This is a genomic window from Serratia sp. KG1D (assembly GCF_037150675.1).
Classification (GTDB): domain Bacteria; phylum Pseudomonadota; class Gammaproteobacteria; order Enterobacterales; family Enterobacteriaceae; genus Serratia; species Serratia nematodiphila.
Genome location: NZ_JBAGIH010000001.1, coordinates 2,356,421 through 2,369,190 on the forward strand (window position 1 = coordinate 2,356,421; position 12,770 = coordinate 2,369,190).

Below are 12,770 nucleotides of genomic sequence, written 5' to 3' on the forward strand. Positions count from 1 at the left end.
ATGGGGCAAAATACGCTTGAGCTTATGAACCAGGCTCATGAATCCGTTAACCGTTGCTGGGACCAGCGTTTTTGCGGGAACGTTCCTGCCCGAGATACTCTATACTGATGTCAGGATGCCTTACCCTTTTCGTTTAGCGTCATGTAGATGGAGCGACAGATGGCTAACTCTGAATCGACCTGCGATTCCCTTTCAATACCAGTGGCAGATTTATTCCATGACCAATAAGAAAAGCGCCGTGCTTACCCCGGCTGCAATGCTATTGCTACAACCCATGTTTGCCAGCCAGGCGCTGGCGGCAGAAAATAATGAAGAAAAAAGCGACACCCTGGTGGTGATGGCACAACCCACCGGATTGACCGAACTGGGATCGCCGGTGTCCGTCAGCGTGATCGACGGGCAAGACCTGCGCAACGCCGCCCCGCAGATTAACCTGTCGGAAAACCTCGGCAGCGTGCCGGGCCTGCAGCTTCAAAACCGGCAAAACTATGCGCAGGATCTGCAGCTGTCGATACGCGGGTTCGGCAGCCGCTCGATGTTCGGCGTGCGCGGGGTGCGCATGTACGTCGACGGCATTCCCGCCACCATGCCCGACGGCCAGGGGCAAACCTCCAATATCGACATCAATTCCGTCGAACGCATCGAGGTGCTGCGCGGCCCCTATTCCGCGCTGTACGGCAACGCCTCGGGCGGGGTGATCAATGTTGATACGATTACCGGCACCCAGCCGCCGACGCTGGAGGCCGGCGGCTATTTCGGCAGCGACAACACCTGGCGCTACGGGGTGAAAGCGACCGGCGCCACCGGCGACGGCACCCAGGCCGGCGACGTCAACTACGCCATCTCGGGCACCCGCTTTACCACCCAAGGCTACCGCGATCACAGCGCCGCGCGCAAAAACCTCGGCAACGGCAAGCTCGGCGTGCGGCTGGACGACGTCAGCACCCTGACGCTGATGTTCAACAGCGTCTCGATTGACGCCGGCGATCCGGGCGGCCTGACCGAAGCGGAATGGAAGGAAAACCCGCGCCAGGCGCCGCGCGCGGATCAATTCAACACCCGCAAGTCGCTCGATCAGACCCAGGCCGGCCTGCGCTATCAGCGCCAGATGAGCGAGCGCGACGAACTGACGCTGATCGCCTACCACGGCGAGCGCCACACCACGCAGTACCAATCCATTCCACGCGGGCCGCAGCTCAACCCCACCCACGCCGGCGGGGTGATCGTGCTGGAAAGAAAATATCAGGGCATTGACACTCGCTGGAAGCATGAGGATACTCTCGCCTCGTTACCGGTAACACTGATCGGTGGTCTGGATTATGAAACCATGACCGAACGCCGGCAGGGGTTCGAAAACTTTATTCTGCGAGACGGCACAGTGGACTACGGCGAGAAAGGCGACCAGCGGCGCAACGAGAAGAACCGCATCTGGAACCTGGATCCTTACCTGCAAACCTCCTGGCAACTGACGCCGCACTGGACGCTGGACGCCGGCCTGCGCTACAGCACGGTCAGCTTCGACTCGACCGACTATTACATCACGCCGCGCAACGGCGACGACAGCGGCAGCAAACGTTACCACCAGTGGCTGCCGATGGGCTCGCTCAACTATAAAATCAACCCGGCGTGGAACGTTTATCTCTCCGCCGGCCGCGGCTTTGAAACCCCGACCATCAACGAACTCTCCTACCGCCCCGACGGCCAGACGGGTCTCAATATTGGCCTGCAGCCATCCACCAGCGACACCGTCGAACTGGGCAGCAAACTGCGCCTCGGCAACGGCCTGGTGAGCGCCGCCCTGTTCCAGACCGATACCGACAACGAGCTGGTGGTGGCGGAAAGCAGCGGCGGACGCACCAGCTACGCCAACGCCGGCAAAACCCGGCGGCGCGGCCTGGAGTTGGCGCTGGATCAAGAGTTTGCGCTGGACTGGCGCCTGCATATGGCCTGGACGCTGCTGGACGCCACCTACCGCAGCGAGATGTGCGGCAAAGCCGTTTGTACCCCCGCCGGCAATCGCCTGCCGGGCATCGCCCGCAACATGGGCTACGCCTCGCTGGCCTATGCCCCGCCGGAAGGCTGGCACGCCGGCGCGGAGCTGCGCTACATGAGCGACATTCAGGCCAATGACGCCAACAGCGCGCAGGCTCCCGCTTACACCGTGGCCGGCGTAAACGCCGGTTATCGCTTTACCTGGAACCGCTGGGCGCTGGACGTGTTCAGCCGGGTGGACAATGTTTTCGATCGCCGATACGTCGGTTCGGTGATCGTCAACGAAGGCAACGGCCGCTACTTCGAGCCGGCGCCGGGGCGCAACTGGGGTGGCGGCGCCACCTTGTCTTATCGCTTTGAATAAGGCAAAGCACCTTAAGGTTAAAAAACGGGATGGGTTTTACGTCACCCTAGCGGCTTCTCGCTGAAATAGTAGGGAGAAACCGCGTGTTTTTTCCGATTTGGCTTAATCTCTAAATCGGGGACTTTCATTTTTGGTAAGGGTATTGCTATGCAAAATAAAGCGTCACTATCGCCGCTTATCGTCATAACGGCGCTGTTTGCCGCGCTGAGCGGGCTTTATCTGCTCGGCGGCGGCATCTGGCTGGCCAAGTTGGGCGGTTCGCTGTATTACATCATCGCCGGGCTGGTGCTGCTGGCGACCTCCTGGCTGCTGTTCCGCCGCCGCGCCACCGCGCTGCTGCTGTACGCGGCATTCCTGTTGGGCACCACCATTTGGGCCCTGTGGGAAGTGGGCCCGGACTTCTGGGCGCTGACGCCGCGCCTGGACGTCACCTTCTTCTTCGGCCTGTGGCTGGTGCTGCCGTTTATCTACCGCAAGCTGGTGGCCAACGGCAAATTCGCCTACGGCGCGCTGAGCGCGGCGCTGGTCATCACCGTCATTGCGCTGGCCTATGCCGTGTTCAACGATCCGCAAGAGATCAACGGCACCCTCGACGCCGCGCAGGTACAGCCGAAAGACGCCACCGGCGCCGACTGGCCGGCCTATGGCCGCACCCAGGAAGGCACCCGTTACTCGCCGCTGAGCCAGATCAACGACAAAAACGTTGGCCAGCTGCAAGAAGCCTGGCGTTTCCAGACCGGCGATCTGAAGACCGCCAACGATCCGGGTGAGATCACCAACGAAGTCACGCCGATCAAAATCCGCGATACCCTTTACATGTGTACGCCGCACCAGAAGCTGTTTGCGCTGGATGCCGCCACCGGTAAAGAAAAATGGAAGTTTGATCCGCAGCTGAAATACAACCCAACCTTCCAGCACATCACCTGTCGCGGCGTGTCTTATCACGAAACCGCCGCAGCCGCAGGCGCCGCCGGCGACGCCGCTCCGGCGATGTGCGCACGCCGCATCATTCTGCCGGTCAACGACGGCCGCCTGTTTGCGCTGGACGCCGAAACCGGCAAACCCTGCCCGGACTTCGCCAACAACGGTGAGCTGAACCTGCAGAGCAATATGCCGTATGCGACGCCGGGCCACTACGAGCCGACCTCACCGCCGGTGATCACCGATAAAGTGATCGTCGTCGCCGGCGCCGTGACCGACAACTACTCCAACCGCGAGCCTTCCGGCGTGATCCGCGGCTTCGACATCAACAGCGGCAAGCTGCTGTGGGCCTTCGATCCGGGCGCGAAGGATCCGAACGCCATCCCGGCGGACGAGCACCACTTCGTGCCGAACTCGCCGAACTCCTGGGCGCCTGCCGCCTATGACGCCAAGCTGGATATCGTTTACCTGCCGATGGGCGTTTCCACTCCGGACATCTGGGGCGGCGATCGCACCCCGGAAATGGAACGCTACGCCAGCGGCCTGCTGGCGCTGAACGCCTCCACCGGCAAACTGGCCTGGTTCTATCAGACGGTCCACCATGACCTGTGGGATATGGACGTGCCGGCGCAGCCAACCCTGGCGGACATTACCGACAAGAGCGGTAAAAAAGTGCCGGTCATCTACGTGCCGACCAAAACCGGCAACATCTTCGTGCTGAACCGCACCAACGGCGAACTGGTGGTGCCGGCGCCGGAGAAACCGGTACCGCAGGGCCCGGCCAAAGGCGATCGCCTGTCGCCGACCCAGCCGTTCTCCGAGTTGACCTTCCGTCCTGAGAAGAAACTGACCGGCGCCGACATGTGGGGCGCGACCATCTATGATCAGCTGGTCTGCCGCGTGATGTTCCACAGCCTGCGTTATGAAGGCACCTTCACCCCACCTTCCGAGCAGGGCACGCTGGTGTTCCCGGGTAACCTGGGCATGTTCGAATGGGGCGGCCTGGCCGTCGATACCGACCGCGAAATCGCCATCGCCAACCCGATCGCGCTGCCGTTCGTCTCCAAACTGATCCCGCGCGGCCCGGGCAACCCGATTGAGCCGCCGGAAGGCGACAAAGGCGGCAGCGGCACCGAGTCCGGCGTACAGCCGCAGTATGGCGTGCCGTTCGGCGTCACCCTGAACCCGTTCCTGTCGCCGTTCGGCCTGCCGTGCAAACAGCCGGCCTGGGGTTACATTTCCGCCGTGGATCTGAAAACCAACGACATCGTGTGGAAAAAACGCATCGGCACCGTGCGCGACAGCTCACCGCTGCCGCTGCCGTTCAAAATGGGCATGCCAATGCTGGGCGGCCCGGTGACCACCGCCGGTAACGTGTTCTTCATCGGCGCCACCGCAGACAACTACCTGCGCGCCTTCAGCGTGACCAACGGTGAAAAACTGTGGGAAGCGCGCTTGCCGGCCGGCGGCCAGGCGACGCCGATGACCTATGAGGTCAACGGCAAGCAGTACGTGCTGATCTACGCCGGCGGCCACGGTTCCTTCGGCACCAAGCTGGGCGACTACGTGGTCGCTTACGCCCTGCCCGATCAGAAGTAACCACCGCCGTTAGTACCCCGCAAAGCACGCCGCAAGGCGTGCTTTTTCTTTTCCCGCCTCGCCGGCTGTCCCCTCGCAATACCCTTAATTTTTTCACTCGCATTATTGATAATGGTTATTATTCTCAATATTATACCTCTGCGGCCCCGGCAGCGGCCGCGATCCTCTCCAGCTTAATGGGCAATACAACGATCGGCCGCCTTCGGGCGGCCCTATTCGGAGGCGCATGGTCGACCATACTCGGAAGCATCGAAAGAAGATCCTGCAAGCGGCGGTGAAGACGCGGCGTGCCGGTCTGCCGTTCACGGCGGACTCCCCAGCCACGCCGCCCTTTATTGGTTTGCCGCATCAGCCGAAGGCGGTGCTGGTGCATCTGGTCGGCCATGATGGCGCACAGGAGGAACATGAATGAATCTGCAGCCCTTTACCGCCATGTTGATGTTCGCCTATGTGCTGCTGATGGTGCCGCTGCTCTACGTCATCGACAGCCGCCTGAGCGCCAGCAAGCTGGTGCGCAAAGCCACGCAAAACGTCATCATCATCGCGTTGACGCTGCTGTTCTTCAGCGCGATGACGCTTTTATACTGAGGCCATCTCGCCGGTGCCCCGCGGCCGGCGTTACCCGGCCTCCCGGCGTTTGGCCCGCGGATATTTCCACAGCCAGCGCCCGCTGACCATGCGCCAGTAGAACAAGGCGCCGCGCACCGCCCAATCGAGGAACATCCCCAACCAGACGCCCACCACGCCCATGCCCAGTTCGATACCCAGCGCGTAGCCCGCCACCACGCGGCAGCCCCACATGCCAAGCATCGTCACCCACATGGCGAAGCGGGCGTCGCGCGCGCCTTTCAGTCCGGCGGGCAACACCCAGGAAGCGGCCCAGATCGGCATAAAAGCGGCGTTGAGCCAAATCAGGGTTTTCACCACCGTTTTCACGTCATCCTGCGAGGTATAAAACGCAGCGAACACCCCGGCCAACGGCGCCGTGCCCCAGGCGATAGCGGTCAGCCCAAGGGTCGACAGCCAGAAAATATGGCGCAGCTGCCGTTCCGCCTGACCGATCTCGCCTTTGCCGAGCCGCCGGCCGACGATGATGGTCGAAGCCGAGCCCAGCGCGTTGCCCGGCAAGTTGATCAACGAAGCGATGGAGAAGGCGATGAAGTTACCGGCGATCACGTTGGTGCCCATGCCGGCGACGAACATCTGCGTCAACAGTTTGCCGCCGTTGAACAGCACCGACTCGACGCTGGCGGGAATGCCGATCCCCAGCACTTCCCACAGGATGCTCATCTTCAGCGGCGTGAAATAGCTTTTCAGCGTGATGTGCAGCGCCGGATTAAAGCCGATCGCCAGCACATAGAGGATGGCGATGGCGCCGATATAGCGGGAAATCGTCAGCCCCAGCCCGGCGCCGACGAACCCCAGCCCGTGCCAGCCCAGCATGCCGTAAATCAGGATGCTGCTGATGATGATATTGAGGATATTCATGCCGCCATTGATAAGCAGCGGGATCTTGGTGTTGCCTGCGCCGCGCAGGGCGCCGCTGCCGATCAGCGCAATCGCCGCCGCCGGGTAGCTCCACACCGTGGTTTGCAGGTAAGAGAGCGCCAGCGCTTTCACCTCAGGCGAGGCCGCGCCGGCGATCACATCAATGATCGGTTCGCCCGCCAGGTGAATGCCCGCCGCCAACAGCAGCGCCACGCCGGTCATCAGCACCAGCGACTGACGCGCCGCCGCCCGCGCCCGCCGGCGATCGCGCTTGCCGAGGCTAAAGGCCACCACCACGGTGGTGCCGAGATCCACCGCGGCGAAAAAGGCGATGATCACCATGTTGAAGCTGTCCGCCAGCCCCACCCCGGCCATCGCCTCTTTGCCGAGCCAACTCACCAGAAAGGTGCTCAGCACCCCCATCAACAGAACGCAGGCGTTCTCCAGAAAAATCGGCACCGCCAGCGGCGTGATTTCGCGCCAGAACAGCACGCGGTAGCTTTTCCGTTTGGCGTACCAGGGCGTATTTTCCACGCGCTGACGCAGTGCGGCATACAGGTTCAAGGTGGGCTCGATGGATAAAAGTGAAACATCATTTCAAATGATGAGCGATAAATCGTTATCCTGCAAAGAATTTTTGGGCGCCCGTGGCGAACGCCCGACAGGCACACCGCAGCGCTACTCCATGTAGTCTTCCTGATCGGCCTGCGCCGCCGCGATAAAGCGCGCGGTGCTGCGGCTGAGCGTGGCGCATTTGTCCGTCAGCAGTTGACTATCCTGTTGCAGAGTCAGGTAACGCGCCTGGGTGAGCGCCGGCAACTGCCGATACCCTGCCGCCTGCGTGTCCCAGCCGCGGTGCTGCGCCGCACGCATTGCGGTGCGCTGCAGCTTCACGTCGTCCGGTATCTCGCTGCGCCCGCAGTCCACGCGCAGGAAATGCCCGCCGGCCAACATCAAAGCGATGTGATCCAATTGCGCCTGCAGCGGCGGCGCCGGTTGATGCGCCGTCTGCTGACAACCCGCAAGCAGCAACAACGCCGCTACGCCGCAAAGAGACGTGCGAAACAGAGTAGACATGGACGCTCCCGGAAACCTGTGGGTGATGCAATGATCTTAGGTGAGCGGATGCCGGGCGGCAAGGCGGGCAGCACGCTTAGCGCCGGCCGCTGCTGACCTTGGTGGCGCGGGCGGGGTTGCCGGCGACGAATTCCAGCGTGGGGGAATAGTAAAACGGCAACCAGGCGTTATAGCCGCTCTCCCACTCCCATTTGACCGGGCAAGGCCACAGCATGTCTTCATGCAGGATGTAATAGATCCACCGCCCGGGCGGGCGGCGCGGTTTGCGCGTTTTCATAGCGGGTTCGACGGCCTGATGGAGTGCGATAGGGTCAACTGCTGCATTTTACCGCGATTTGGGCCGCGGGGACAGCCTGCGTTGCCGGCTTCGCCTCCGGCGCCGGCAAGCGCCCTTTATTCACCGCCGCCTGCCGGCGCGCCGCTCCCGGCCCCCAGCACCACCACCCTGTCGGCCGAGTCGATGGTCGACTTTCTGTGGGCGACGATCACGCGCGTAATATTCAGCGAAGATATCGCCCGGTTGATCGCCGACTCATTCTCAACGTCCAGATGGCTGGTCGCTTCATCCATAAACAGCACGCTCGGGCGGCGATAGAGGGCGCGCGCGATAAACAAACGTTGCTTTTGCCCGCCGGAGATGCCGTTGCCCAACTCGCCGATCAGGGTTTCGTAGCCCATCGGCATCTGCATGATTTCATCGTGGATATTGCTGTGTATCGCGCAGGCCATGATCAGCTCTTTATTGGCATTGACCTCAAACCCGCTGATGTTTTCCGCAATGGACCCGGAGAACAGCCGGTCGTCCTGCAGCACGCAGGCGATCGCGTTACGGTAGTTATTCACCCCGACTTTATGGATATCCATCGCGTCGGCCAAAACCTGGCCGGAAGTGGGGCTGAGCAAACCGCACATCACCTTCAGCAAGGTGGTCTTGCCCGCGCCGGAGGCGCCCACGACGGCCACGCTTTCGCCGGCCGCAATGCGCATGTTCAGGTCTTTGAAGATCGGCCGCGACAGCGCGTCATATTGATACGTAAGATTTTTTACCTCAATGGCAATCCCCGTGCCCGAGGGGAAAACCTGTCGCGGCGCGGACTCCGTCTCCGCATCGGTAAAGACGATGTCGGATATCCTCTCATTGTGCAGCGACAGCATGCGCAAGCCGATCGCCAGATCGATCAGGCTCGAGGCCCGCTGAGAGAATTGGCCGCGATAGGCATTGAACGCCATGAACATGCCGAGCGTCATGGAATTGTCGATGACCATCATGGCGCCAAGCCACAGGATCGCCACCTGATCGAGCGTCGTGATAAAGGTATTGATCCCGCCGAACATCATATTGAATCGGGTGATTTTGATATTGGTATTGGCGGCGTCGACGTTCAGATTGAGCCAATAGCTGGAGCGCGTTTCCTTGATGCCCAGCGCCTTGACGGTAGAGATGCCGTACAGCGTCTCCATGAAATGCGAGTTGGCCTTGGCCGCCTTGACGATCTGCTCCTCCGAGAATTGACGGTAGGTTCTGTAAGTCATCATCCTGATGAGGATGTAGATCAGAGTGAAGCCCGCCACGACCCAGACCAGCCAGCCGCCGTAGACCATCATCATCGCGAACAGCCCGACCGTCATGATGCCGTCGATGATCCCGCTGACGATATTATTGGTAAAGGTGGTTCTGATCGCATCCAGCGAGGAAAAGCGCGATTGAATGTCCCCCAGGTGCCGTTTTTCGAAAAAATCCAGCGGCAGCTTCATCAGGTGTTCAAACAGCGTCGTCTTCCACTGAATATCGGTCAGCGTCCCGAGCACGATGGAGATCCAGGCCCTGGCGATGCTGACCACCGCGCGGAACAAGGTGAAGAAGATCAGCCCCAAACAGATGACCGTCAGCAGGCTGTAGTCATGCGCCTGAATGACATGGTCGGTCACCAGTTGGGTTCCCACCGGCAGCAGCAGGTTGACCGACTCGATGACTATCGATAACGCAAAGATCTTGAGCAGCGTCCCCGGCAGGCCCTCGATGTTTTTCATCAAATCCAGCAGGCGCAAACGGGTCTTGAGGGTCTCTTTTTGAAAGGCTCTGTCGGGCCACAGCTCCAACGCGATGCCGGTAAAATGATTCGACATCTCCTGCAGCCCGATCACTCGGCGCCCGAAGGCCGGATCGTGAATGACAAAACCGGCGCGCTGCACCTTAACCAACACCACGAAGTGATTCATATTCCAGTGCAGTATGCAGGGCGTTTTCAGCTGATTGATTTCGTCGATGTCCAGGGACAAGGCGCGCGTCTTCAGCTGGATTTGCGACGCGATTTGAGAGATCGTCCCCAGGGGCGCGCCCTGGGTGGAAATGCCGAATCGCTGCCGCAGGCTCAGCATATCCACATTAAACCCGTAATAGGAGGCGATCATGGCGAGGCACGCCAGGCCGCATTCCGATGACTCCGACTGCAAGATGCTCGGCACCCGCTTGCGCAGTGAGAAGGTTAACTTCTCGTTGATCCGTTCAAAGAGATTATTGTCCTTCATCGACTCGCCCCACGACGCTGTTTTTTATGTCATACAAAGGCGCGATCGCCCACTGATAAAGCGGTTTCTTATCCAGGAAGACGATGACCCTGGCCTGCAGCCCGCTGCTGATTTCGAGATATTTGCCTTTATCGCTGAATTGCGTGTCGCTGATGGACGCCAGCACTTTGTAGTAGGCGTTCCTTTCCCTTTTATTTCCGCTGCTGTATTCCGACATTTCCTGCGGGGAGGCGGGGACCGACGAGATGGATTCTATTTTTCCCGGAAACTGACCGAATTTATCCGACGGGAAGGCTTCATAGCGAATGTTGATGCCATCGCCGATTTTCACGTAGGGCAAACTGTTATTCGGCAGCCATAAAACCAGATAATATTTGATGTTATCAATCGGTTTGATTTGCGCCAGACTGCTGCCGCTCTCGACCACCTGCCCGGCGGTCACGCTCAACGACTCGATTTTCCCCTTGAGCGGCGCTTTGATAATGACCTGGCCGCCGGCATTGGACTCCGCCAGCTGGCGTTGTAAATCACTGCGTTGCGATTCGCTTTGCGATATCTGATTGTCGTAATCGGCGGCGCGAATCAGCAAATCGCTGCGCAACTGCGACAGCTGAATATTTTGCTGGATCTTTTGGCTGTAGAGCGCCTGATACGAGCTTTGCTGTTGTTGAAAGAGCGAACGCTGATAATTTAACTGATCTTTGGTGATCAGGCCTTTCGTCAAATAGTGCTCGTAATTTTTCAGGCTATCCCGCATTTTATCCATCCCCTCTTTGGCGCTGAGGTTCAGTTTCTCGGTTTCTTTATAGGCGTTTTCATAGCTATTTATCTGTTTGCGCAAATTATCCAGCATGGCGGTTTTATTTTTATTCAGCTTGCTGATTATCGAATCCAGATTGCTAATCTGTTTGCTTATTTCGCTGGCCGCGATATGGCTGACATTGCCGGACGTGGTGCTTCTCGAGACATCAATCACATACAGCGGCTCGTCCTTTTCCACGACGTCACCGGCTTTATGAAATGCCTGGCTCACGTAGCCGTATTGGGAGGAAAACACATTGGTGGAATGCGGGATGCTGATCACCTCGCCTTCAACATCGACCCGGCGCGTGTACTCGCAAAAATAGAGTGCGCCCGCCAGGATCAGAATAAAAGTGAAACAGGTGGCGGCAATCACATGGCTCGACGCGCCGGAAATTAACAGCGCCCTGCCGGTCCATCTTTGACGTTGATAATTGACCGCCTCCTGGCGGAAAATATTCCTGCTCTTATTATCACTCATAGGAAGAACCTGCGCTTGCCTGACCGGGAGACAGCCGCAGCGAGAACGCTGCGGCTTTGGACCGCATATGGATTTAGCTGATGGTGCCGTTAATCAGCCCATCGAGGCCTTTTTTGGAGTATTCCAGCGTGGTGTCCCAGCCAATAACGGCTGCGGCCACGCCGCTGGCTACGCCGCCCAGGATGCCGCCGGCGACCATGCCGACGCCCTGGCCAATCGAGCCGACGCCCAGCAGGCCGCCGCCGTCGCCGCCGTGCTTACCGCCGATGACGGCGCCCGCCATGCTGCCCACGGAGGCGCCCAGAGCGATGGATGAAACGGCTTCCGCGGCATTGGAAACGGCGCTGCCAATCAGCCCCGACAGTCCATTGCTCATATCCCAGGAATAAGCGCCTGACACTTCGTTCATTTCGATAACAGACAGTTCTTTCATTGGTTAATCTCCATATTTAAACGGACAAACACGGCCATACATGCGTGTTGTCATTGCATTGGCATCGGCCTGCAGCGCCTGATGCCACCAATAATGTCGCGCGAACAGACGACATTATATTTTTAATGGGGGTCTCTTTAATTCTGCGTAATGGTGAATGTCATCACCGCGTCAGCCTGTCCGGGGCTAATGGCTCCCGTTTGCTTATAGCGCGCCATCAAGGGGATCCTGATCTCTTTTTCAGCCGCGGTGTGGTAATTGATCGGTCTGGAAAACGTTAATGGATTACGGTTCTCATCCAACACTTCCACGGCGACGCCCTTCGCCGCATCAGCGCCGTCGGCGATATCAATCATTCCCACGCCTGGCGAATTTCCGGCCGCCTCGAACGTGACCTGAACCGGAATATTGTCCTCCTGACATTGCAGAACCACGGAAAAATTGCGTTCGGAAGACGCCGCCGTGCTGCCGACGCCATTAAACTCGCTGCGTTTAGGGCTGCCCAGATTCACCGTTTGATTTTTATAGTTCAAATCAACCAGGCAACTTTTCTGAATGACCTTCATGCCGGAAATACTGAGATCCAAAATGGAGGTCGAATCCAGATAATATCTGGCGATAATTTTCCCGCCCATATCGCCGCCGGTTTTGATCGGGCCGGTTTTAATAAACGTCAGCCGAACATCGTTTCGATTGATCCATGGCGTCAGCAAGTTGGGCGAAATCGCCGTGTTGACGGGCACGTTCTTATTGCTCTGCCATAAGTCTGAAATCGTCACCCCCACGCCCTCGATGCCCGTTTCAAATACGCCGGGCAGCGCGCTCGGCGTCAGCGGCGACATGGAGCGATAGGCGACCGAGCCGGAACAAAGAAAAGAAAACGTCGTGCCGTTCATGCTGTTCTCGGTTCGAACAGCCAGCTGCTCGCCGACTTCGATGCGCGGATCCACGGCCAGCGTCAGCAACCCCATGCGGGCGGTTTTCGCGTTGGTGGTACAGGTGCCGGCATAAACCGCCGTCGTGAGCGTCGCCAGCCACACCAGGGCGCCGTAACCGAATATCCTGAGAAAAACGTTCATTTTCAC

The 12,770-nt window shown here is 59.3% G+C and carries 11 protein-coding genes; 4 read left to right on the forward strand and 7 right to left on the reverse strand.

Going from position 1 to position 12,770, the window contains the following annotated elements; translation table 11 throughout:
* Positions 1-217 precede the first annotated feature (217 nt).
* From pqqU to WFM45_RS11530, 4 genes are all read left to right on the forward strand, one after another.
* Entirely contained in the window at positions 218-2,356 is a 2,139-nt protein-coding gene (gene pqqU / locus WFM45_RS11515; protein ID WP_443005604.1) for a TonB-dependent receptor PqqU, read from the forward strand.
* A gap of 147 nt (positions 2,357-2,503) precedes the next feature.
* Positions 2,504-4,876, forward strand: a complete 2,373-nt coding sequence (locus WFM45_RS11520; protein ID WP_260952729.1) for a glucose/quinate/shikimate family membrane-bound PQQ-dependent dehydrogenase — start codon at positions 2,504-2,506, stop codon at positions 4,874-4,876.
* 226 nt (positions 4,877-5,102) lie between these two features.
* On the forward strand, positions 5,103-5,288 hold the full coding sequence (locus tag WFM45_RS11525; RefSeq protein WP_071796820.1) for a hypothetical protein: 186 nt from the start codon (positions 5,103-5,105) through the stop codon (positions 5,286-5,288).
* The gene (locus WFM45_RS11530) at positions 5,285-5,464 is read left to right on the forward strand and encodes a hypothetical protein (protein WP_004935260.1); all 180 of its coding nucleotides are present in this window, start codon (positions 5,285-5,287) and stop codon (positions 5,462-5,464) included. Before WFM45_RS11525 ends, WFM45_RS11530 begins: the two co-directional genes overlap by 4 nt.
* 30 nt (positions 5,465-5,494) lie before the next feature.
* Here WFM45_RS11530 and WFM45_RS11535 read toward each other — a convergent pair whose 3' ends face one another.
* The 7 genes from WFM45_RS11535 to WFM45_RS11565 all read right to left on the reverse strand — a co-directional run bounded on the left by WFM45_RS11535 (position 5,495) and on the right by WFM45_RS11565 (position 12,764).
* The gene (locus tag WFM45_RS11535) at positions 5,495-6,928 is read right to left on the reverse strand and encodes an EmmdR/YeeO family multidrug/toxin efflux MATE transporter (protein WP_004935263.1); all 1,434 of its coding nucleotides are present in this window, start codon (positions 6,926-6,928) and stop codon (positions 5,495-5,497) included.
* Between the two features lie 114 nt (positions 6,929-7,042).
* Positions 7,043-7,441, reverse strand: coding sequence for a type II secretion system pilot lipoprotein GspS (gene gspS, locus WFM45_RS11540; RefSeq protein ID WP_085336728.1), 399 nt, complete (start codon positions 7,439-7,441; stop codon positions 7,043-7,045).
* Between the two features lie 76 nt (positions 7,442-7,517).
* Positions 7,518-7,718 carry a hypothetical protein gene (locus WFM45_RS11545; protein WP_015378375.1) on the reverse strand — a complete coding sequence of 67 codons (201 nt, stop codon included), beginning with the start codon at positions 7,716-7,718 and terminating at the stop codon, positions 7,518-7,520.
* Between the two features lie 116 nt (positions 7,719-7,834).
* Positions 7,835-9,970 carry a peptidase domain-containing ABC transporter gene (locus WFM45_RS11550; RefSeq protein ID WP_336955631.1) on the reverse strand — a complete coding sequence of 712 codons (2,136 nt, stop codon included), beginning with the start codon at positions 9,968-9,970 and terminating at the stop codon, positions 7,835-7,837.
* Complete coding sequence (locus WFM45_RS11555) at positions 9,957-11,252, reverse strand: HlyD family secretion protein (protein WP_004935276.1); 1,296 nt, start codon at positions 11,250-11,252, stop codon at positions 9,957-9,959. The genes WFM45_RS11550 and WFM45_RS11555 overlap by 14 nt, the downstream gene beginning before the upstream one ends.
* A gap of 73 nt (positions 11,253-11,325) precedes the next feature.
* The gene (locus WFM45_RS11560; RefSeq protein ID WP_004935280.1) at positions 11,326-11,685 is read right to left on the reverse strand and encodes a hypothetical protein; all 360 of its coding nucleotides are present in this window, start codon (positions 11,683-11,685) and stop codon (positions 11,326-11,328) included.
* 137 nt (positions 11,686-11,822) lie between these two features.
* Complete coding sequence (locus WFM45_RS11565) at positions 11,823-12,764, reverse strand: fimbrial protein (RefSeq protein ID WP_004935283.1); 942 nt, start codon at positions 12,762-12,764, stop codon at positions 11,823-11,825.
* Positions 12,765-12,770: the final 6 nt, after the last annotated feature.

Coding starts and splice junctions, on each gene's coding strand:
- gspS (WP_085336728.1), bottom strand. CDS start 7,441: ATGTCTACTCTGTTTCGCACGTCTCTTTGCGGCGTAGCGGCGTTGTTG.
- WFM45_RS11560 (WP_004935280.1), bottom strand. CDS start 11,685: ATGAAAGAACTGTCTGTTATCGAAATGAACGAAGTGTCAGGCGCTTAT.
- WFM45_RS11525 (WP_071796820.1), top strand. CDS start 5,103: ATGGTCGACCATACTCGGAAGCATCGAAAGAAGATCCTGCAAGCGGCG.
- WFM45_RS11520 (WP_260952729.1), top strand. CDS start 2,504: ATGCAAAATAAAGCGTCACTATCGCCGCTTATCGTCATAACGGCGCTG.
- WFM45_RS11565 (WP_004935283.1), bottom strand. CDS start 12,764: ATGAACGTTTTTCTCAGGATATTCGGTTACGGCGCCCTGGTGTGGCTG.
- WFM45_RS11530 (WP_004935260.1), top strand. CDS start 5,285: ATGAATCTGCAGCCCTTTACCGCCATGTTGATGTTCGCCTATGTGCTG.
- WFM45_RS11550 (WP_336955631.1), bottom strand. CDS start 9,970: ATGAAGGACAATAATCTCTTTGAACGGATCAACGAGAAGTTAACCTTC.
- WFM45_RS11545 (WP_015378375.1), bottom strand. CDS start 7,718: ATGAAAACGCGCAAACCGCGCCGCCCGCCCGGGCGGTGGATCTATTAC.
- WFM45_RS11555 (WP_004935276.1), bottom strand. CDS start 11,252: ATGAGTGATAATAAGAGCAGGAATATTTTCCGCCAGGAGGCGGTCAAT.
- pqqU (WP_443005604.1), top strand. CDS start 218: ATGACCAATAAGAAAAGCGCCGTGCTTACCCCGGCTGCAATGCTATTG.